Source organism: Streptomyces sp. NPDC045778, from assembly GCF_056431945.1.
In genome coordinates this window covers 58,792-79,855 of record NZ_JBWKJZ010000033.1, presented here as the reverse complement: position 1 = coordinate 79,855, position 21,064 = coordinate 58,792, and the positions used below count along the sequence as shown (strand labels likewise).

Sequence of the window (21,064 nt, the reverse complement as noted above, 5' to 3'; positions counted from 1 at the left end):
TCAGGGCGCCTCCCCCTCCGCCGCCCAGTCCACCGTGACCACGATCTTCCCGCGCGTACGCCCCTCCTCGCTCAGGCGGTGTGCGTCCGCCGCCCGTTCCAGCGGGAACGTCGCGTCGACGTGGACGGTGAGCACGTCCTGCTCCACGAGTTCGGTCAGGCGCCGCAGGTCGTCCGCGTCGGGGCGGACGAAGCAGTACTGGCCGCCGAGGCCGATCACGGAGCCGTCCGCGACGGAGGCGAGGCGTCCGCCGGGCGCGAGCAGGTCCGCGGAGGTTTTCAACGTGTCGCCGCCGATGGTGTCGAAGGCGGCGTCGACGCCTTCCGGGGCGAGGGCGCGCACCCGCTCGGCGAGGCCTTCGCCGTAGGTGACGGGTTCGGCGCCCAGCTCGCGCAGATAGGCGTGGTTGCGCTCGCTCGCGGTGCCGATGACGCGGGCGCCCGCGTGCCGCGCGAGCTGGACGGCGAAGGAGCCGACGCCGCCCGCGGCCGCGTGCACCAGGACGACGTCGCCCTCGCCCACGTCGAGCGCCTTGCGCACCACCTGGTAGGCGGTGAGCCCGGCGAGCGGCAGGCCCGCGGCCTCCTCGAAGGTGAGGTTGCGGGGCTTGCGGGCCAGGGTGCGCACCGGCGCGGCCACGTACTCGGCGAACGTGCCCCGGGACAGGAAGTCCTCGCGCACGTAGCCGATGACCTCGTCGCCGACGGCGAACTCCGGGACGGCCACGCCCGGCTGGACCACCACGCCCGCCACGTCCCAGCCGGGGATCACCGGGAAGACCGGGTCGAGGACGCCGTCGAGGTACCCCTCGCGGCACTTGTGGTCGACCGGGTTGACGGCCGCGGCCCGCACCTTGATCAGGACGGTGTCCGGCCCGACCTTCGGGTCGCGCACGTCGCCGTACTCCAGGACCTCGGCACCGCCGTACGCGCGGTAGCTGATCGCTTTCATCGAGTCGCCTTACGCAGTCATGGCACTACGGAAACGCTGACACAACGGGAACAAAGGGGCATCGAGGACTAGCCTGAGAGGGTCATCCGACCCTTTTCGGGAGGCACCCCATGCCCACGGCCCACCAGGAGCACCCCGCCCACGACCACGCGCACGGCCCCGCCTGCGGCCACCCCGAGGTCCCGCACGGCGACCACGTCGACTACGCGCACGACGGCCATCTGCACCGCGCGCACGGCGGCCACTACGACGAGTGCGAAGCGGGCGGGCACGTCACGCACGACGGCCACGAGCACCAGCACGGCGCGGACTGCGGGCACGCCTCCGTGCCGCACGGCGACCACGTGGACTACCTGCACGACGGGCACCGGCACGCGGCCCACGACGGCCACTGGGACGACCACTGACCGCCTGACCGCCTGAGCGTCCGGCCGCCCCGGCCGCCCTCGTGACGACCGCCCCGACGGCGGCCCTCACGGCGGCGGCCGCGATCCTGATCACGTTCGAGCACCCCCTCTGGACGACATACCGACTGGTCGGCATCATGAACGCCACGCCGGTTCGGCGACCGTCCGTCCCCGCGTGCCCGTCCGCGAGTGCCCGTCCGCGAGTGCCCGTACACGATCAGGAGCGACCGCCCATGAGCGCAGACCATCCGCCCGGCCTCGACCTCGACCGGCTGCGCGGCCACCTCGACCGCGTACGCCCGGGACTGCTCGGCGGCGGACCGCTCACGGCCCGCCTCATCGAAGGCGGCCGGTCCAACCTCACGTACACCGTCACGGACGGCACCGCCCGCTGGGTGGTGCGTCGCCCGCCGCTCGGCCACGTCCTGGCCACCGCGCACGACATGCGGCGCGAGCACCGGGTGATCAGCGCGCTGGACACCACCGCCGTGCCGGTGCCGCGTGCCGTGCTGCTGTGCGAGGACGAGTCGGTCATCGGGGCGCCCTTCTACGTCATGGGGTTCGTGGAGGGCACGCCGTACCGCACGGCGGAGCAGCTCGTGCCGCTCGGGCCGGAGCGCACCCGGGCCGCGGTGCTCGGCCTCGTCGACACACTCGTGGACCTGCACGCCGTCGACCCGGAGGGCGTGGGGCTCGCCGACTTCGGGCGGCCCGGGGGGTTCCTCGACCGGCAGCTGCGGCGCTGGGGCAAGCAGCTCGCGGCCTCGCGCGGGCGCGAGCTGGCCGGCATCGACGAGCTGCACGCGGCGCTCGGCCGCACGCTGCCCGCGTCGCCCGCGCCCGCCGTCGTCCACGGCGACTACCGCCTGGACAACGTCCTGATCGATTCCTCCGGAGGGACGGACCGCATCGCGGCCGTCCTCGACTGGGAGATGTCGACGCTGGGCGACCCGCTGACGGACCTGGGCCTGCTGGTGATGTACAGCGTGCGCCTTGAGATGCCCGGCTCCCCCGTCAGCACCACGGCGGGCGCTCCGGGGCACCCGGACCCGGCCGAGCTGATCGAGCGGTACGCGGCACGCTCCGGGCGCGACGTGTCGGCGGTCTCGTGGTACACGGCGTTCGCCTGGTTCAAGCTCGCCGTGATCCTGGAGGGCATCCACTACCGCTACACCCTGGGCCAGACGGTCGGCGCGGGCTTCGACCGCATCGGCGGACTGGTGCCGCTGTTCATCGAACACGGCCTGACCACCCTCCAGGAAGGCTGATCCGCACCCATGGACTTCGCATTCGACGCCCGCACCGAAGAGCTGCGCGGCAGGCTGCTTGCCTTCATGGACGCGTACGTGTACCCGGCCGAGCAGGTCGCCGACGAGCAGCGCGCCCGTCTCGCCTCCCCCTGGGACACGCCCGCCGTGGTGGAGGCCCTGAAGGCGGAGGCCCGCCGTCAGGGCCTGTGGAACCTCTTCCTGCCGGACGCCGAGCACGGCGCGGGCCTGACGAACCTCCAGTACGCGCCGCTCGCGGAAATCACCGGCCGGAGCCCGCAGTTGGCGCCCACGGCCCTGAACTGCGCGGCACCGGACACCGGCAACATGGAAGTACTCGCCCAGTTCGGCACGGCGGAGCAGCGAAAGCGGTGGCTGGCGCCGCTGCTCGCGGGCGAGATCCGCTCGGCGTTCGCGATGACGGAGCCGGAGGTGGCCTCGTCCGACGCCACGAACATCACCACGCGCATCCGGCGCGACGGTGACGCGTACGTGATCACGGGCCGCAAGTGGTACATCTCCGGGGCGATGAACCCGAACTGCGGGATCTTCATCGTCATGGGCAAGACGGACCCGGACGGGCCGGACATCCGCCGCCAGCAGTCGATGGTCCTCGTGCCGCGCGACACCCCCGGCGTCGAGGTGCGCCGCGCCATGACGGTGTACGGGTACGAGGACCACTACCACGGAGGGCACGCCGAGGTCGTCTTCGACCACGCGCGCGTGCCCGTGACGAACCTCGTCGGCGAGGAGGGCGGCGGCTTCGCCATCGCCCAGGCGCGGCTCGGGCCCGGCCGCATCCACCACTGCATGCGGCTCATCGGCATGGCCGAGCGGGCGATCGAGCTGATGTGCCGCAGGGCGCTCGACCGCACCGCCTTCGGCAAGCCGCTGGCCCGGCAGGGCGTGGTGCAGCAGTGGATCGCCGACGCGCGGGTCACGGTGGAGCAGTTGAGGCTGCTCGTGCTCAAGACGGCGTGGCTCATGGACACCGTGGGCAACAAGGGGGCGCACACGGAGATCCAGGCCATCAAGATCGCTACGCCCCGGGCGGTCGTCGACATCCTGGACAGCGCCGTGCAGTTGCACGGCGCGGGCGGGGTGAGCCAGGACTTCCCGCTGGCCGAGCTGTGGGCCGCGGCACGGACGCTGCGCCTGGCCGACGGCCCTGACGAGGTGCACCAGCGGTCGCTGGCCCGGCGGGAGCTGAAGCGGTACGCCTAGCGGCGGGCCGGGCCCGGGGTGGCGCGCTGCTGTGCGGCGGCGCCTCGGGTCGTGTCCTCCCGTCCCGCCTGACGGGACGGGAGGACACGGCGAGAGGGCTACGGGCGCAGGGCCCTCAGGAGCAGGTCCGCCAAGTGGTCCGCCACCTGCTGCGGGGACAGCGGGCCGTCGGGGCGGTACCACGTGGACAGGTGGTGGACCGAGCCGAAGTGGTAGTCCACCACCAGGTCCGCCGGGGTCGCCGAGGAGAAGACGCCCGACTCCTGGCCCTCCTCGACCAGCGCGCGGAAGCGTTCGTGGTACCGGCGGCGCTCGGCCCGCACCTGCTTGTGCTTCTCGGGGCTGAGGTGGTGCATGGAGCGGAAGAAGATCGCCGCGTCGTCGAGGTTCGCGATGGTGGTGACCACGACGTCGGCCGCGGCGTCGCGCAGCCGCCGGTCCACGGGCGCGTCCGCGTCCGCGAAGGCGTCGAGCCGCTCCTGCTGGACCCGCAGCATGCGCGCGTACACCTCGTGCAGCAGGTCGTCCTTGGAGCCGAAGTAGTGGTACAGAGCGCCCTTGGTGACGCCGGCCGCCTCCACGATCTCCTGCACGGACGTGCGGTCGTAGCCGCGGTCGGCGAAGAGCCGGGTGGCGGCGGCGAGCAGCCGCTGGGGGACGGGCGTGCCGTCACCGTCCGTCGTCCTGGCCACTGCCGCCACCTGCCTTCCGTTTCCTGTGTCGCCCGCTGACGCGCGCGTGGGGCTGTGTTCGATCGTTCACACGGTCTCCGGTGACAACACGGTTCCCGCCCGAGGATCTTCCCACCGGCCGGCTACGGGAGCCGTGTCGCCTCCCACTTCTGCTGGATGTGGTTCATGCCGGTGAGCCACTTGTCGGGGCTGGACGCCCGGGCCCGGTAGTACTCCGCCACCTCGGGGTGCGGCAGGATCAGGAAGCGGTCGTCGGCCATCCCCGCGAACAGGGCGTCGGCGACGTCCTCCGGCTCGACGGCGGTGGGCACGAGCACGAGTTCGCCCGCGGACCCGGCGGCGGTGAGCATGTCGGTGCGCACGCCCTGCGGGCAGATCGCGTGCACCTTGACGCCCCGGTGGCGGTAGGTGAGGGACAGCCACTCCGCGAAGGCGTACGCGCCGTGCTTGGTGACGCTGTACGGGGCCGCGCCCACCATCGTGAGCAGCCCGGCGGCGGACACCGTGGACACGAACCGGCCCTCGCCGCGCTCCAGCCAGGCGGGCAGCAGCGCGTGCGCGGCCCGTACGTGCGCCATGACGTTCACGTCCCAGGCGCTCGCCCACACCTGCTCGTCGGCGGCTTCGGTGCCGGCGGACGCCAGGCCCGCGTTGGCGCAGTACACGTCGACGCGGCCGCCCAGGACGGCGAGCGCGTCGGGCACGATCCCGGAGGCGTCGCCCGGCACGGCGAGCCCGCCGATCTCCTCGGCGACGGCGGTGGCCTTGGCCGCGTCCAGGTCGTTGACGACGACGCGGGCCCCCGCGGCGGCGAAGCGGCGGGCCAGGGCGGCCCCTATCCCGCCTCCGGCGCCGGTGACGACGACTCCCTTGTCCCGCAAGCTCTCCACGGTCTCCCCTTCGGCCTCGATCGCACGGCTCGACTGACGCGCCGGGGCGCCAGACTAACCGGTCGGTATGTTCGGCGGAAGGGGAGGCCGGGCCGACCCCTACCGGTTTTCCGGTAGGCCTCAGGGTGGGCGGGCCCCCTCCCGGCCTGGGGGCCTCCCGGCTGGTGACGGGCCGCCGGACCCGGGATCGTGATCTGTGGCTCACGACGGGCGTACGGCAGGCGAGTTGAGGAGTGGTCGGCATGGTTCGGACGGCACGGCGCGCGGTCCCGCTGCTGATGGTGGTGGCCGCGCTCGGCGCGGGGGCGCTGATCGCCCCGCAGGGCGCCGCGGCGGCGACGCGCGGGGACGACCCGGTGCGGGCCCTGGAGCGCGTCGCGCACCCGCTGCGCGCCACCGGCCCGGGAGGCGCGGGAGGCGCGGGCGGCTCTACCAGGGACCTGCGGCCGCTGGACGCGATGGTGGGCGGCGCCACCGTGGTGGGCCTGGGCGAGGCCACGCACGGTTCGCACGAGTTCTTCACCATGAAGGACCGGGTCTTCCGCCACCTGGTCGAGGAGAAGGGCTTCACCACCTTCGCGCAGGAGGTCAGCTGGACGACCGGGCTGCGCTTCGACGCCTATGTGCGCGGCGGCGCGGGCGACGTGCGCGCGCTCGTCCACCGCGAGCTGGCCAAGACCCCCTGGGACACCGAGGAGTATGTGGAACTGCTCACGTGGATGCGCGGGTACAACGACAAGCACCCGCACCGGCAGCTCCGCTTCATGGGCAACGACCTCAACTACCCCCGGACGGGCAAGGAGCTGTACGACGGCGTGACGGAGTACGTGCGGCGGTTCGAGCCGGACCTGCTCCCCCGGATCACCGAGCTGTACGCGCCGTTGCGGCGCCTCATGGACGGCGACGCGCACATGGGCAGGCCGCAGGCGGAGCGCGAGCGCCTCGCGGAGAAGGCACGGACGGCGTACGGACTCCTGAAGGCGCGCCGGCCCGAGCACGACGGCAAGCGGTTCGCCCTGGCCCTGCACCACGCCCGGTCCGTCCAGCAGACCGCGACGATCTACGCCTTCAAGCTGAACACGCCTGACGGCGACCGCGCGGCCATGCTCTACCGCGACCGCATCATGGCGGAGAACACCGCCTGGTGGCAGCGGTTCACCGGCACGAAGGTCCTGCTCTCGGCGCACAACGCGCACGTGGCGTACGCGTCGCACGACCCGCGCTATCCGAAGATGCAAGGCGCCTTCCTGCGCGATCGCCTCGGCAAGAAGTATCTGAGCGTGGGCTTCACCTTCGAGCGGGGCGCGTTCCTGGCCCAGCCCCAGGGCGAGACGGCCTGGAAGTCCTTCTCCGTGGGCCCGGCCACACCGGGGATGAACGAGCACACGCTCGACAAGGTCCGCCACGACAACTACTACGTGGACCTGCGCACGGCCCCCGAGGCCGCCCGCGCCTGGCTCCGGACGGCCCGGACGACGTACAGCATCGGCGCGGGCTGGCCCGACGGTCCGTACAAGATCGCGCTGACCGCGTCGCACGACGTGCTCATACATCTGCACGAGGTCACGGCGGCCCACCGGCAGAGCCCGTGAGGAAGGCGGGGGCTCAGGGGTGCCGCCGCCCGCACCCGGGGGGGCGGACCCGGCCTCCGTGTCCTGTTCCCTCCCCCCGTCTCCCCATCGTGTGTCCCGTGATCACAGGAAACATCCGGTATGTCATGCCGTGGATCTGGCCAGCGGCGCCGCACGGCGGGACGATGGCGGTCGTGGAGCCCTACTGGGAGTTGACCTTCGACGCCGACGGGGACGTCGACGCCGCGCAGCGCGACCGGCTCCTGTCCGGCGCGGAGGACGAGCGCGTCACCGATCTGCTGGTGTTCGCGCACGGCTGGAACAACGACCAGCGGCGTGCCCGCGCGTTGTACCAGCGCTTCTTCACCCCCTTCGGCGCGCTGACGGACCCGGACGTACGCCTCGGCTATGTCGGGGTGCTGTGGCCGTCGGTGCGCTTCCCCGACGAGCGCATCCCGGACTTCGAGCCGAGCGCGGCCCTCGCCGGAGCCCCCGGTGCCGCCGCGCCGCCCACGCTGGACGAGCCGACGCGGCGGCTGCTCGCCCAAATGTTCCCGGGGCCCGGGCAGGCGGCGCGGCTCGACCGCCTGGCGCGGCTGCTCGACGAGCGCTCCGAGGTCCGTTCCCGCCTGGACGAGTTCGCGCGGCTGGTGCGCGACCTGGTGGCGGTGCGCGAGACCAGCCCCGCGCACGAGTTCGGCGACGACATCGGCGCGGGTGAGCCCGCGATGCTCACCGATGACGCGGTCGAGGTGTGCGAGGTCCTGGCCGCCGCCCTGGAGAGCGCGGGCCACCCCGAACTCCTCGGCGGGCTGCGTAAACGGCTGTGGCACGGCGCCCGCGAACTGCTGCGCCAGGGCTCGTACTACACGATGAAGCGTCGCGCGGGCGCCGTCGGCCAGCTGGGGCTCGGGCCCGCGCTCGGGCTGCTCGCCGCCGACGTGCCCCGCCTTCGGGTGCACCTGGTCGGCCACAGCTTCGGCGCCCGCCTGGTGTCGTACGCGCTGCGCGGCATGCCCGCGGGGGTGGGCTGTGTGAAGTCGGCGACGCTGCTGCAAGGGGCCTTCTCGCACTACGCGTTCAGCGAGCGGCTGCCGCACGACCGGTCGCGCGGCGGCGCCCTGCACGGGGTGCACCAGCGGATCGACGGCCCCCTCGTCGCCTGCTACTCGCGCCACGACGACGCGCTCGGCAGGATGTATCCGCTGGCCTCCAAGCTCGCCGGGGACTCGGCGAGCTTCCTCGCCCTGTGGGAGCGGTGGGGCGCCGTCGGGTTCGACGGAATCAAAGCCATGGACGGCGCCGGGCGCGTGCGGCTCGGCGCGCCCCTGCCCCGGCGGGGTTGCGTGAGTGTGGACGCCGCCGCGGTGGTGAGGCGGGGTGGTCCTCCCGGCGGGGCCCATAGCGACATCTGCCATGCGGAGTTGGCTCGGGTCGTGTGTGCGGCCGGGCGGCTGGAATCGAGCTGAGCGCCGTTGGAGTTCCGTGGGTGGGGAACCGCGCGTCCGTCGTGGCTGAGCGCGCCCACGCGGCGGAGCCGCACAGAGTCACCGCCCCGCGCCCCTTTCGGGGCGCGCCCCGGCGCGGCGTTCGTCAGCGGTGCCGGGGGAACTCCACCACTTGCTGGTACGTCGGGCGGTTCTGCCACTGGATCGGGCGGTGCGTGATGCCGCCGAGGGGCCGGTGGATCACCGCGTCCGCGCACCACTGGTCGCCCGCCTTGCAGGAGGCGTCGCCGGGGTAGACCTGTGAGGCGGGGACGGCGATGGCCTGCTTGAGGGTGGTGAGGAGCGTCTCGCGGCAGGCGTCCCGCGTGCCGCCGCCGCAGTAGGCGGTGCGGCTCCAGCCCTCGGCGGGCCGCCCGAGGACGGTCCGCAGGTCCTTGTCGACATAGCCCCACCAGCCGTACTGGAACGCGGACCCGGCGTGCGCGCCGGTCGGTCCGTGGCCGGCCGACGGGGCCTCGTCGACGCCGAGTTGCGCGGTCAGCGCGTCGTAGAGGCCCTTGCCGAGCCCGGGGGCGAAGGCGGCCTCGACGAGCCGTGGCCACCAGGCGTCCATGACGCGCACGGCGTCGGGATGGGCGTAGGTGTGCGAGCCGCGCGCGGTCTCCTTGCGCGGGGAGCCGGCCTTGCGCCAGTCGTCCAGTTGCCGCACGGCCCTGGCCAGGTCGGGGTCGTCGACGGCCTGGGTGCCGATGACCTCCAGCAGCTCCGGCAGGACCTGTTCGCCGCGCAGGTCGGTGACGGCCGCTTCGGCCATGGCCCGGGTGAGCGAGGCCCGGGTGACGCCGCCGCTCCGGACGAGCGCCTTGACCCGGTCGTCGAGCAGGTCGCCGCGGTGCACGGCGCTCATGCCGAAGCCGCCGGAGGTGTAGTCGGTGGCCTGCTTGTTGTTCCAGGAGATGTAGTAGTCCTGGTTGACGGACTGCGGGTGCGCGGCGGGCGGGGTCTGCGCGGAGGTGTTGTCCCGCGGGTCGAAGTCCCGCCACTCGTAGGCCTGCTGGGCGTGGACGGGGAAGTTCGGATCGACGCCGTCGGCGCGCTCGGGGTTGGCGCCGCTGTTGTAGTACGCGGTGTCGCGGGAGTCGGCGTAGAACCAGTTGAAGGCGTAGGAGATGTTCTCGGCGGCCTTCTTGAAGGACGCGGCGTCCTTGACGTGGCCGGGGTCGTTCAGCATCTGGAAGCCGATGATCGAGTCGGCCTCGTGGCGGTAGGTGGAGCGAAGGGAGACGTAGGCGACGGGCTTGCCGTCGATCGTGGCGCGGTGCGTGACGACGCCGTAGTGCGTGCGGAACACCTGCATCCGGTAGGAGCCGGCGGCCGTGGAGTCGGCGACGGTGGGCTTCCAGGCGTTCTTGCGCTCCAGCTTCTCCATGGGCGTGCAGGTGCCCCGGTAGCGGTAGTGCGCGGACTGCTTGGTGGGGCTGCCGCCGCCCGGTTCGCACAGCTCGACGGCGTAGGTGTCGGTGATGTCCTGGGTGGCGGAGGTCGCCGACCACGCGTAGTCCTGGCCGCGGCCGAGCTGGACGTACATGCCGACGCCGGCGAAGGACACGCCGCGCGCGCTGATGCCGGGCCCCTGGAGTTCCTGCTGCATGAGGAGTTGCGGGGCGAAGTAGCCGGTCTGCGGGCCGAAGACGGCGACGGGGTGGCCGCTCGCGGTGTGCTCGCCGGAGACGAGCAGGGCGTTCGACATGCCCTTGTGCCGCCCGGCCTTGCCGAACAGGTCGGCGGGCAGCACGCCGTCGTCGTACATGCCCTGGAGGGGCTTGAGCCGCTTCGGGGCGCGGACGGGATCCTTGGCCGGGGTGCGCGCGCCGCCCTCGCGGTCGAAGACGAGCTGTTCGCGCTGGACCGAGCCCGGGTCGGGCAGGGCGGTGCCGCGCGGCTTGTCGGGCTTGCCCGCGTAGGGGAAGCGGGAGCCGTCGTGGAGGGTCTGGACGGTCTCCGGGTCGTTGCGGGCGCGGAACTCCTCCCAGACCCGGGTGCCCTTCTCGACGCCGTACTTGTTCTGCGCGGCGAGCAGCGAGAGGGCGGACTCGACCTCCCCGCCGCCGCCGTTGCCGAACAGGCCACCGACCACGGACGCGAGCGCGATCATGTCAGTGATCTTGAAGGGCTCGATCTCGCCGGCGTTCGTGATCGCGTCGATCTTGCCGGTCAGGACGTACTCGCCGGGGAAGTAGCGGCCGTTCTTGGACTGCTCGCGATAGGCGTTGAGGCCGTCGACGTAGGCCTGCGCGTCCGCCATGGCCTGCCGGCCGCGCTCGCCCCGGGTGTCCCTGATGTACGCGACCTGGCGCTCCAGGTCCTGCTCGGTGTACGGGGCCTGCGGCCAGAACTGCTGCTCCAGGCCCTGGTTGGCGGGCGCGCCGCCCGCGAACGGGGTCAGCCGGCCGCGGCCGATGTGCCGGAACAGGTCGATGAGCCACAGGCGGTCCTGGCCCGCGGCGTAGCCCGCGCCGAACTCGGTGCCGTAGCGGGTGGTGCCCTGGATGTGCGGGACGCCGTACTTCTTGTCGCGGGTGATGGTCACGTCGTCGCGCGGCCTGGTGACGGAGGCGACCTGGTCGGGCTCGACGCCGAAGGAGGCGTCGCCGAAGAACTCGCCGAGCTTGTCGTCGGTCAGCGAGGGGTAGCCGGTGGCCAGCGCGTCGTACGGGCCGAGCTGGTCGTCGGCGTGCGCGGGCCGGGTGCCGAGGACGCGGTGGCTGAGGATCTCGGCGAGCGTGGCGTTGCCGTTGGCGCCGGGCGGCAGGATGTCGGCGCACTGGCGGCCGCAGAGGTCGGGGGCCGCGGGCGGCGGCTCGGCGGCGGCCGCGCCGGGGCCCGGCGCCAGCAGCAGGGAGGCGCCGAGGGCCAGGGCCGCCGAGGTGGTGAGGGTTCTGTGCCGTGCGCTGCGTCGTCGCATGGTTGCTCCTCCGGAGGGCCGTCGCGGCGGAGGTTACTGCCGGGTTGTCGAACCTGAAAGATGAACAACCGTCGCCTTTTCACGACCGCCACAAGCCGTCGCTCCCGCGGGGTCGCCCGTACGGTCCCCGGTGTGCGCGGGGGCTCGTCCCTGATCTGTGCGCTTCCTGTGCGCGGCCTGTGCGCTCCGGCCGCCACGGCACCTCCACATCCCACACGCATTGACGCTGACCTGCGGGGAACGCGCTGATGAGTAGCCATCGGAAATCGGATGGCACCAAATCGCGTGTCGATACGTCTACTCGATGTCCGCCGGGTCACTGGGGACGTCCGAGAAGTGTGACGGAGGTGCAGGGCGATGGCCGGATTCCGGAGTCTCGCGAGACAGGTGCGTGACCCGCACAGCGACTTGGCGCTGCGGCGGTACTCACTGCGCAAGTGTCTGGAGAGATTCGCCCCCTACGGCCACCGGGCGACCTGGGACCACCTGTGCGCCCGTGCGGGCTTCGGTCCCGAGGACCGGTCGCCCGATCCGGCGCGGCTCGTGGCCGCGCTCGACGAACTACAGGCGGCCCGCACGGTGTGGCTCGCCTATGAGGAGAGCTTCGCGCGCCGCCGCCGCCGGGAGAAGCACGACGGCCTGCGGCGGCCCGGCAGCGTCGACGACTGGCACCGCTGCACGTGGGGCGGGCACGGGATCGCCTGGTGCGACGACCCCGACGTGCACCCCACCGCGCCGCTCGCCGACGTGCTGCGCAGGCTCATCACCGCACTGGAGCGAGAGCCGGGCGCCGCCTGCCCCGTGTGCGGCGACACGGCCCTCGAATGGCGCTACGGCCTGGCGCACGTCCCGTCGGCAGGCCCCGTCTGCACCGGCTGCGGCATCGTGGTGCCCGCGCCGGTCCTGACCCCCGAGGCGGTGCGGCGCTCGCGTTCGCGGTCGCTGGTCTCCGTCTGAGGGACAGCCGAACCTAGGGCCTGACGACGTCCGTCTGGATGGCCAGCTTGAACTCGGCCAGCATGAGCGGCGCGGCGAGCTTCACGTCGCCGGGGCCGCGCGCGGATATCTTCAGGCCCACCGGTGTCCCCGGGTGCACGAACATCTGCCAGTGGTACGTACGGTACTGACCGCCTCGGGTGGGCACGAAGTCGGTGGTGGCGGTGGAGTCGTAGCCCGTCGACAGGTTCAGCGGGTCGCGCACGAAGCGCGCGCGGTACTCCGTCGGCCTGCTGTCGGGATCCCAGAAGACCATCGCCGACAGCGTGCCCCACCCGTCGTGGCTCGGCCATATCAGGCCCGAGCGCGGGTCGGGGAACTTCGACGGCTTGGTGGCGCCGTGCAGCGGGTCGTGCATGCGCCAGGGGTCGTACGCCTCCTCGTGCGCCTCGTACGGGAAGCGCACCAGGTGGTACCCGTCGCTGTCGTACGTGATCCGCTGCCGCCCCGAGCGGGCCGCTTCCCATTTCAACGAGCAGATGGCCACGCTCATCGGCTCTCCCCGTGTGTGTCGTCATGGCGTGGTGCCCGTGCGGCGGCCGATGCGGTCGCCGCCGGAGCGCGTGACGTACATGTACACCTCAGGGCGGCGCACGGAAAGGATCCGGACGCGCCGGGGCCCGGCGGCGGGGGCGTGGCCCCTGGGGATCAGCTCGTGGCGCGGCGTTCGTTGAGGAGGCGGGAGCCGACGAGGCGGTCGCCGAAGACGTCGTCGGGGTTGGACAGGACGCAGGTCTCCAGGGACAGGCAGCCGCAGCCGATGCAGTCCGTGAGGTGGTCGCGGAGGCGTCCCAACTGCTTGATGCGCTCGTCGAGTTCGGCCTGCCAGGTCTGGGAGAGCCGCGCCCAGTCCGCCCGCGTCGGCGTCCGCTCCTCCGGCAGCTCCGCGAGCGCGTCGCGAATCGTCGCCAGCGGGATGCCGACCCGCTGCGCGGCCCGGATGAAGGCGACGCGGCGCAGGGTGTCACGGCTGTAGCGGCGCTGGTTGCCCGAGGTGCGGCGGCTGCTGATGAGCCCTTTGGTCTCGTAGAAGTGCAGGGCGGACACGGCGGCGCCGCTGCGCGCGGCCACCTGGCCGACGGTGAGTTCGTGGATCTTCTCTGGGATCTGGGGCACTCCTCGAAGCCTACTGGTCCGTGCGTTGACACCGGTCGGCACACCCAGCATGCTGAGCAAGCGCTTAGTCTCACCCGTCCACGGAGGTCGCACATGGCAGAGCCGAGGGTCTTCACGTCAGCCGACGAGCTGCGCGCCGCGGTCGGCGAGCAGCTGGGGCACAGCGACTGGCTGGAGGTCGATCAGAAGCGGATCGATCTGTTCGCGGAGGCGACCGGTGACCACCAGTGGATCCACGTGGATCCGGAGCGGGCGGCCTCGGGCCCGTTCGGGGCGACGATCGCGCACGGGTATCTGACGCTGGCCCTGCTCCCCGCCCTCGTCCCGCAGGTGCTGCGCGTGGAGGGCGTGAAGATGGGCCTCAACTACGGCACGAACAAGGTGCGCTTCCCCTCCCCCGTGCCCGTCGGCTCCCGGCTGCGCGCGACCGCCGTGCTGACCGGGGTGGAGCCGACGAAGGACGGCGGGGTGCAGGTGACGGCGGCGGTCACGGTCGAGCGCGAGGACGGCGACAAGCCCGCGTGCGTGGCCGAGTCGGTGTCGCGCTACTACTTCTGAGCCGCTGCCTCAGAGCCGCTGCCCCTGAGCCGCTACTTCTGAGCCGCCCCCACCATCCGCAGCACGAGGTCGGCGTACAGCGCGCCGACCTCGTCCGGCGTCCTGCGCCCCGCGACGTTGAACCAGCGGGCCACGTCGATGCACAGAGAGAGCACGGCGAGGGTGGTGCCGGGAACGTCGGGGACGTCGAACTCGCCCGCGCGCACCCCGTCGTTGATGATCTCGCGCACGGCCGCGTCGGACTTGCGGCGCAGCGCCACGATCTCGGTGCGGTGCTCGGGGCCGAGCGCGTCGAGTTCGTACTGCACGACCCGTGCGGTCGTGTGGTGCCCGGCGTGCCAGCGGACGAAGGAGCGCACGGCGGCGGAGAGCCGCTCCGACGCGCTGCCCCCGCCGTCGGCGGCGGTGCGCAGGATGGCGAGGGCCTTGTCGTGGCCGAGCCTGCTGATGCGGTGGAGCAGCTCTTCCTTGGTCTTGTAGTGGATGTAGAGCGCGGCCGGGCTCATCCCGGCGCGGCCCGCGATGTCACGGGTGGTCGTGGCGTGGTAGCCGCGCTCGGCGAAGGCCTCGACCGCGGCGATCAGCAGCCGCCTCGCCGCGTCGGGACTGACCTCGGCCCACGGCTGCTCCTCGCCGAGGGTCTCCTTCGCCGCGCCCATGCGCACTCCTTCCGCCGTTCCGGACCGTCACCCTACCCTGAGGGTGAGCAAGCGCTTAGGCAAGTGCGCCGGGTGCGTCCGGAGGGCGGAGTGGCCGGTCAGAAGGCGGAGACCCCGGTCAGGGCGCGGCCGATCAGCAGCTTCTGGATCTGGCTCGTGCCCTCGTAAAGGGTCATCACGCGGGCGTCGCGCACGAGTTTGCCGACGGGGTACTCGTCGATGTAGCCGTAGCCTCCGAAGACCTGGAGCGCCTGGTTCGCGGCGCGCACGGCGGCCTCCGACGCGAACAGCTTGGCCTTGGACGACTCGGTGGCGAACGGCAGGCCCCGGTCGACGAGGTCGGCGACCCGCCAGGTGAGCAGCCGGGCCGCGTCCACGTCCACGGCGATGTCGCTGAGCAGCTCCTGGACGAGCTGGTGGTGGGCGATGCTCCTGCCGAACTGCTCGCGCTCGGTCGCGTACGCCACCGCCGCGTCGAGGGCGGCCTGGGCGATGCCCACGCACCCGGCCGCCACCGACATCCGCCCCTTGGCCAGGGCCGACATGGCCACCGAGAAGCCCTTGCCCTCCGGGCCGAGCAGCGCGTCCGCGGGGACCCGGACGTCCTGGAGGACCAGTTCGGCGGTGGCCTGGCCGCGCAGGCCGAGCTTGCCGTGCACGGCGCGGCGGGTCAGGCCGGGGGTGTCGGCGGGCACGAGGAAGGCGGAGACGCCCTTGTGCCCCGGGGCGTCGTTCGTCCGCGCGAACAGGAGCACGAGGTCGGCCCAGGTGCCGTTCGTGATGAACATCTTGGTGCCGTTGACGACGTACGTGCCGTCGGCGTCGAGGACGGCTCTGGTGGTGAGGTTCCCCGCGTCGGAGCCCGTGCCCGGCTCGGTGAGCCCGAAGCAGCCCACGGACGTGCCGGAGGTGAGCCCGGGCAGCCAGCGCCGCTTCTGCTCCTCGTCACCCCAGGCGGCGATCGACTTGGCGACGAGCCCGAGGGAGACCGAGACGATGCCGCGCACGGAGGAGTCGCCGCGGCCCAGCTCCTCGGTCACCAGGCAGTACGCGAGGTGGTCGCCGCCGCTGCCGCCGTACTCCTCGTCGATGGTGAGGCCGAGGAAGCCGATGTCGCCGAGCTTGCGCGCGAGGGCCGGGTCGATGCTCTCGGCCCGGTCCCAGGCGGCCGCGTGCGGGGCGATCTCGCGCTCGACGAAGTCCCTGGCGAGCCGCCTGACGGCGTCCTGCTCCTCGCTCAGCTCCAGATTCATCGAGGCCTCCCCGCCCGACAGCGTTTTAATTAGCACTGCTAGTTTCTGCTGGCAGCCCTACTATGTGCCGCATGGCCCGACCGCGCAAGCCCCTCCTCAGCCGCGACCGCATCGTCGACGCGGCGCGCTCCCTCGTGGACGCCGAGGGCCTCGCCGCGGTCTCCACCCGCCGGCTCGCCGCCGAACTGGGCGTCAGCGGGCCCTCCCTCTACAACCACTTCGCCACCAAGGACCAGATCCTGGAGGCGGTGGCGGACTCGGTCAGCGCGCAGGTCGACCTGTCGATGTTCGAGGACGGACGCGGCTGGCGCGCCGCGCTGCACGACTGGGCCGTCTCCTACCGCGCCGCGCTCACCCGGCATCCGAACATCGTCCCCGTGCTCGCCCGCGGCCCCGGCCGCCGCCCCGCGGGCCTGCGCCTCGCGGACGCGATGTTCGGCGCCATGGTCGACGCGGGGTGGCCCCCGGCGCAGGCCACGTCGATCGGGGCGCTGATGCGGTACTTCATCATGGGCTCGGCCCTCGGCTCCTTCGCCGGCGGCTTCGTCGACGACGAGACGGCGTACGACCCGGCCGACTACCCCCACCTCGGCCAGGCCCATCTGCTCGCGGAGCACCAGGAGCTGGTGGACGAGCGCGCCTTCGACGCGGGGCTCACGGCACTGCTCGACGGGCTGGCCCTGCAGTACGAGCGGGTGGCGCTGCGGGCGGGGTGACCGGGAGGCGGGCGGTCCGCCGGGGCGCCGGTGGTCTCAGAACACCACGAGGGCCCGGCCGCCCTTGCCCGCCTCCATGTTCGCGAAGGCCGTCGGGATGCCCTCCAGGGTGATCCGGTCCGTGACCAGGAGGCCGAGGTCGAGGCGGCCCGCGCGGACGTGCTCGGCGAGTACGGGGACGTCCCGTGCCGGGTCCGTGTTGCCGTAGACGCAGCCGGAGAGGGTGCGGCCCCAGTGGAAGATCTCCAGGGCGTTGAAGGTGACCTGCTGGTCCTTGCCGCCGATGCCGACGACCGTGGTGCGGCCGCCCCTGCGCGTCGACTCCCACGCGGCGCGGATGGTGACCGCGCGGCCCACGCACTCCACGGCCACGTCGACGCCGTGGCCGCCGGTGAGGTCGCGCAGGTCGCGGGCCGTCCTGTCGGAGGCGACGACGTAGTCCGTGGCCCCGGCCGCGCGGGCCAGGGCCTCCTTCCGCGCGGACACGTCGACCGCGAACACCCGTGCCGCGCCGGCGATCCGCGCCGCCTGGAGCGCGGCCAGGCCCACCCCGCCGACGCCGAGGACCGCGACCGTCTCGCCCTCGCGGACCCGCGCCGCGTGGCGCACCGCGCCGTAGCCGGTGAGGACGGCGCAGCCGAGGAGCGCCGCGTCGGTGAGGGGCACGCCATCGGGCGCGGGCAGGACGCACCCGGCGGCCACCACCGTCTCCTGCGCGAACGCGGCCACGTTCAGGCCGGGATGCAGGTCGGTGCCGTCGGCGCGGCGGGCGTACACGGCGCCCGCGCCGGTGAGCGCGTTGCCGCACAGCCAGACCTCGCCGAGCCCGCAGGCGTGGCAGTCGCCGCAGGACGGGGCCCAGTTGAGCACCACGCCGGCACCGGGCGCGACGTGGGTGACGCCCTCGCCCACGGCCACCACGGTGCCCGCGCCCTCGTGGCCGAGCACCGCCGGGACCGGTACGCGCATGGTGCCGTTCGTCAGGGACAGGTCGGAGTGGCAGACCCCGGCGGCGGCCAGGCGCACCCGCACCTGGCCGGGCCCGGGGTCCGGCAGCTCGATGTCGGTGATCTCCAACGGCGAACCGATGGCGGGCAGTACGGCGGCGCGGACCACGATGGCGAATCCTCCAAGGGGTGGGAAGGGCTTTCCGGAAAGGCAGCTGGAACGGGAGCGACCCCGGGGAGGCGCCTGGAACGGGAGCACCCCGGAGAGGCGGCTAGAACTGGAGCGACTTGGTCTGGAGGTACTCCGCGAGGCCGTGCCTGCCCAGTTCGCGGCCGACGCCCGACTGCTTGTAGCCGCCGAAGGGGGCGAGCGGGTTGAAGCCGCCGCCGTTGATGTCGACCTGGCCGGTGTCGAGGCGGCGCGCGAAGGCCGCCGCCTCCGCGTCGTCGGCCGCCCACACCGCGCCCGCGAGGCCGTACACGGTGCCGTTGGCGATCGCCTCGGCCTCGTCCTCGTCCTCGTAGCGGATGAGGGAGACGACCGGGCCGAAGATCTCCTCCTGGGCGATGGTCATCTCAGGGGTGACGTCGGCGAAGACCGTGGGGCTCACGTAGTAGCCGGGCTCGCGCGGCGCCTCGGGGCCGCCCGTGACCAGGCGGGCGCCCTCGGCCACGCCCCTCTCGATGTAGCCGCGCACGCGGTCGCGCTGCCGCTCGCTGACGACCGGGCCGATGCGCTCGCCGTACTTCTCCGCGGCCCGGGCGGCGAGCGCGACCGCCTCGTCGTACCGCGGGGCGTGGACGAGCATGCGGGTCCAAGCGCTGCACGTCTGGCCCGAGTTGGCCATGACGTTGGCGACGCCGACGTTCACCGCCTTGGCGAGGTCGGCGCTCGGCAGGATGACGTTGGCGGACTTGCCGCCGAGTTCCAGGGCGACGCGCTTGACGGCCGCGCCCGCGATGGCGCCGATCTTCCTGCCGACCGCCGTGGAGCCGGTGAACGAGACGAGGTCCACGCCCTCGTGCTCGGCGAGCGCCTGGCCCGCGACCGGGCCGAGCCCCGTGACCAGGTTGAACACCCCCGCGGGCAGGCCCGCCTCGTGCACGATCTCCGCGAAGAGGCGTGCCGTCAGCGGGGTGTCCTCGGCGGGCTTGAGCACGACGGTGCAGCCGGCGGCGAGAGCCGGGGCGACCTTGGCGACGATCTGGTGGAGGGGGTAGTTCCAGGGGGTGATCGCGCCGACGACGCCCACCGGTTCGAAGTGGACGGTGGAGTTGCCCACCTTCTCCTCGAAGGGGTGGGCCGCCGCGAGTTCCGCGTACGAGCCCGCCACGGCGATCGGCACCCCGGCGTGGACGGCCTCCGCGAACGGCAGCGGGGCGCCCAGTTCCGCGGCGACCGTCCCGGCGATCTCGGCCTTGCGGGCGACCAGGCCGTCGCGGATGGCGGCGAGGCGCGCGGCGCGCTCCGCGGGCGGGGTCGCCCGCCACCCGGGGAGCGCCTCGCGGGCGGCCAGGACCGCGGCCGCGACGTCCTCGGCGGTGCCCGTGGGGACGTGCGCGATGACCTGCTCGTCGGCCGGGTTCACCACCGGGGTGGTGTCCTGGGTGGTGGCGGGGCGCCACTGCCCCGCGATGTACATGCCGGTGTGGGGCTTCATGGGGTCAAACTAGCGCCGATAGTTTTTTGCCGCCAGAGGCCGCTTCCGACTGCTTCATCCCGGGCCCTGGCAGCCGGAGCGGAACAGCCCGCTCCCCCGCAGCACCGCCTTGACCTGGAGTTTTGCGCTTATTGCTCGCACGTCAACATCTTGTTAACGCTGGAAAGCGGGTCCTACGGTCATCCGAACCGCCAGACCTGGTGGCAGTTCGATGGTGAACGATAGGTAGCTCCCATGCTGACAATCCTCGGATTCGTCATGATCGCCACCTTCCTGGTGCTGATCATGATGAAGAAGATGTCGCCCATCGCGGCACTGGTGCTCATCCCCGCGCTGTTCTGCGTCTTCGTAGGCAAGGCCGCCCACTTCGGGGACTACGTCCTCGAAGGCGTGGGCAATCTCGCGCCCACGGCCGCGATGCTCATGTTCGCCATCGTGTACTTCGGCGTCATGATCGATGTCGGCCTCTTCGACCCGATCGTCCGGGGCATCCTGCGGTTCTGCAAGGCGGACCCGATGCGGATCGTCGTCGGCACCGCCGTGCTCGCCGCGATCGTCTCGCTGGACGGCGACGGCTCCACCACGTTCATGATCACCGTCTCGGCGATGTACCCGCTGTACAAGCGCCTGAAGATGAGCCTCGTCGTCATGACGGGCGTCGCGGCCACCGCCAACGGCGTGATGAACACGCTGCCTTGGGGCGGGCCCACGGCCCGCGCGGCCACCGCCCTCAAGGTCGACGCCAGCGATATCTTCGTGCCGATGATCCCCGCGCTCGCGGTCGGTCTCGTCGCCGTCTTCGTCCTCGCGTACGCCCTGGGCCTGCGCGAGCGCAAGCGCCTCGGGGTGCTCTCGCTCGACGAGGTCCTGGAGAGCGGGACGGTCGCGGGCGAGCCGGTGCTGGTGGGCGGGGGCGGCGCGGAGCGGGTCAGCTTCGTGAAGGGCGGCTCCTCCACCGGCGGCTCCGCGGGGGGCTCCTCGGGGGGCGGCTCCGCCGCGGAGGGCCTCGCTTCGGGCGGCTCCTCCACGGACGGCCTCGCCTCGGAGGGCCCCTCGACTGACGGCCCCGCCACGGACGACCCGGACGACGACGGCTTCCAGGGCCTGGACCCGAACCGCCCCACCCTGCGGCCCAAGCTCTACTGGTTCAACGCGGGCCTGACCGTCCTGCTGCTCACCGCCATGATCATGGAGTGGCTGCCGATCCCGGTCCTGTTCCTGCTCGGCGCGGCCCTGGCCCTCACCGTCAACTTCCCGCACATGCCCGACCAGAAGGCCCGTATCGCCGCGCACGCCGAGAACGTCCTGAACGTCACCGGCATGGTCTTCGCCGCCGCCGTCTTCACCGGCGTGCTCACCGGCACCGGCATGGTCGACCACATGGCCGACTGGCTCGTGAACGCCATCCCCGACGGCATGGGCGGCCAGATGGGCCTGGTCACCGGCCTGCTCTCGATCCCCCTCACGTACTTCATGTCCAACGACGGCTTCTACTTCGGCGTCCTGCCGGTCCTCGCCGAGGCGGGCAACGCGCACGGCGTCTCCACCATCGAGATCGCCCGCGCCTCCATCGCGGGCCAGGCCCTGCACATGTCGAGCCCGCTGGTGCCCGCCGTGTACGTCCTCGTCGGCATGGCCAAGGTCGAGTTCGGCGACCACACGCGGTTCACGGTGAAGTGGGCGGTCCTCACCTCGCTGGTGGTCCTCGGGTCCGGGATCCTGTTCGGCATCATCTGAGTGCC

19 protein-coding genes are annotated in these 21,064 nt (G+C 72.6%); 9 read left to right on the top strand and 10 right to left on the bottom strand.

Features of this window, described 5'->3' with window-relative positions:
• Positions 1–951, bottom strand: a complete 951-nt coding sequence (locus AC07GB_RS32280) for an NADP-dependent oxidoreductase (protein ID WP_478851683.1) — start codon at positions 949–951, stop codon at positions 1–3.
• 110 nt (positions 952–1,061) lie between these two features.
• On the opposite strand from AC07GB_RS32280, the gene AC07GB_RS32275 reads away from it, so the two are divergent.
• The 3 genes from AC07GB_RS32275 (at position 1,062) to AC07GB_RS32265 (ending at position 3,850) form a co-directional block, all read left to right on the top strand.
• Positions 1,062–1,358: a hypothetical protein gene (locus AC07GB_RS32275; protein WP_478851681.1), complete on the top strand. Its 297-nt coding sequence runs from the start codon at positions 1,062–1,064 to the stop codon at positions 1,356–1,358.
• 233 nt (positions 1,359–1,591) lie between these two features.
• Positions 1,592–2,626, top strand: a complete 1,035-nt coding sequence (locus tag AC07GB_RS32270; RefSeq protein WP_478851679.1) for a phosphotransferase family protein — start codon at positions 1,592–1,594, stop codon at positions 2,624–2,626.
• Between the two features lie 9 nt (positions 2,627–2,635).
• On the top strand, positions 2,636–3,850 hold the full coding sequence (locus AC07GB_RS32265) for an acyl-CoA dehydrogenase family protein (RefSeq protein ID WP_478851678.1): 1,215 nt from the start codon (positions 2,636–2,638) through the stop codon (positions 3,848–3,850).
• 98 nt (positions 3,851–3,948) lie between these two features.
• On the opposite strand, the gene AC07GB_RS32260 is transcribed toward AC07GB_RS32265, so the two are convergent.
• A complete protein-coding gene (locus tag AC07GB_RS32260) occupies positions 3,949–4,542 on the bottom strand; it encodes a TetR/AcrR family transcriptional regulator (protein WP_478851677.1) in 594 nt (197 codons plus the stop codon).
• 122 nt (positions 4,543–4,664) lie between these two features.
• Entirely contained in the window at positions 4,665–5,423 is a 759-nt protein-coding gene (locus tag AC07GB_RS32255; protein ID WP_478851727.1) for an SDR family oxidoreductase, read from the bottom strand.
• A gap of 251 nt (positions 5,424–5,674) precedes the next feature.
• Here AC07GB_RS32255 and AC07GB_RS32250 point away from each other — a divergent pair, with 251 nt between their 5' ends.
• Complete coding sequence (locus tag AC07GB_RS32250; RefSeq protein WP_478851676.1) at positions 5,675–7,024, top strand: erythromycin esterase family protein; 1,350 nt, start codon at positions 5,675–5,677, stop codon at positions 7,022–7,024.
• Between the two features lie 98 nt (positions 7,025–7,122).
• A complete protein-coding gene (locus AC07GB_RS32245) occupies positions 7,123–8,472 on the top strand; it encodes a serine-threonine protein kinase (protein ID WP_478851674.1) in 1,350 nt (449 codons plus the stop codon).
• Positions 8,473–8,596: 124 nt separating this feature from the next.
• On the opposite strand, the gene AC07GB_RS32240 is transcribed toward AC07GB_RS32245, so the two are convergent.
• Positions 8,597–11,416, bottom strand: a complete 2,820-nt coding sequence (locus AC07GB_RS32240) for a penicillin acylase family protein (RefSeq protein ID WP_478851672.1) — start codon at positions 11,414–11,416, stop codon at positions 8,597–8,599.
• A 357-nt stretch (positions 11,417–11,773) separates the two neighbouring features.
• Between AC07GB_RS32240 and AC07GB_RS32235 the strand changes: the two genes are divergently transcribed.
• A complete protein-coding gene (locus tag AC07GB_RS32235; RefSeq protein ID WP_478851670.1) occupies positions 11,774–12,373 on the top strand; it encodes a hypothetical protein in 600 nt (199 codons plus the stop codon).
• A 13-nt stretch (positions 12,374–12,386) separates the two neighbouring features.
• Here the strand turns inward: AC07GB_RS32235 and AC07GB_RS32230 are convergent, their stop codons facing one another.
• Both AC07GB_RS32230 and soxR read right to left on the bottom strand, forming a co-directional pair.
• Complete coding sequence (locus AC07GB_RS32230) at positions 12,387–12,905, bottom strand: hypothetical protein (RefSeq protein ID WP_478851668.1); 519 nt, start codon at positions 12,903–12,905, stop codon at positions 12,387–12,389.
• Between the two features lie 155 nt (positions 12,906–13,060).
• Positions 13,061–13,528 (bottom strand): redox-sensitive transcriptional activator SoxR, encoded by a 468-nt coding sequence (gene soxR, locus AC07GB_RS32225; protein ID WP_478851666.1) that lies wholly within the window; start codon positions 13,526–13,528, stop codon positions 13,061–13,063.
• Between the two features lie 93 nt (positions 13,529–13,621).
• Between soxR and AC07GB_RS32220 the strand changes: the two genes are divergently transcribed.
• Positions 13,622–14,086, top strand: a complete 465-nt coding sequence (locus AC07GB_RS32220; RefSeq protein ID WP_478851664.1) for a MaoC family dehydratase — start codon at positions 13,622–13,624, stop codon at positions 14,084–14,086.
• Between the two features lie 32 nt (positions 14,087–14,118).
• Here the strand turns inward: AC07GB_RS32220 and AC07GB_RS32215 are convergent, their stop codons facing one another.
• Both AC07GB_RS32215 and AC07GB_RS32210 read right to left on the bottom strand, forming a co-directional pair.
• Positions 14,119–14,745, bottom strand: a complete 627-nt coding sequence (locus tag AC07GB_RS32215; RefSeq protein ID WP_478851662.1) for a TetR/AcrR family transcriptional regulator — start codon at positions 14,743–14,745, stop codon at positions 14,119–14,121.
• Between the two features lie 98 nt (positions 14,746–14,843).
• A complete protein-coding gene (locus tag AC07GB_RS32210; protein WP_478851660.1) occupies positions 14,844–15,998 on the bottom strand; it encodes an acyl-CoA dehydrogenase family protein in 1,155 nt (384 codons plus the stop codon).
• Between the two features lie 71 nt (positions 15,999–16,069).
• Here AC07GB_RS32210 and AC07GB_RS32205 point away from each other — a divergent pair, with 71 nt between their 5' ends.
• Positions 16,070–16,714 (top strand): TetR/AcrR family transcriptional regulator, encoded by a 645-nt coding sequence (locus tag AC07GB_RS32205; protein WP_478851658.1) that lies wholly within the window; start codon positions 16,070–16,072, stop codon positions 16,712–16,714.
• A 36-nt stretch (positions 16,715–16,750) separates the two neighbouring features.
• Here the strand turns inward: AC07GB_RS32205 and AC07GB_RS32200 are convergent, their stop codons facing one another.
• Together AC07GB_RS32200 and AC07GB_RS32195 are read right to left on the bottom strand one after the other, a co-directional pair.
• Complete coding sequence (locus AC07GB_RS32200; RefSeq protein WP_478851725.1) at positions 16,751–17,833, bottom strand: zinc-binding dehydrogenase; 1,083 nt, start codon at positions 17,831–17,833, stop codon at positions 16,751–16,753.
• 100 nt (positions 17,834–17,933) lie between these two features.
• Positions 17,934–19,322: an aldehyde dehydrogenase family protein gene (locus tag AC07GB_RS32195; RefSeq protein WP_478851656.1), complete on the bottom strand. Its 1,389-nt coding sequence runs from the start codon at positions 19,320–19,322 to the stop codon at positions 17,934–17,936.
• Between the two features lie 234 nt (positions 19,323–19,556).
• Here AC07GB_RS32195 and AC07GB_RS32190 point away from each other — a divergent pair, with 234 nt between their 5' ends.
• The gene (locus tag AC07GB_RS32190) at positions 19,557–21,059 is read left to right on the top strand and encodes a CitMHS family transporter (protein ID WP_478851654.1); all 1,503 of its coding nucleotides are present in this window, start codon (positions 19,557–19,559) and stop codon (positions 21,057–21,059) included.
• Positions 21,060–21,064: the final 5 nt, after the last annotated feature.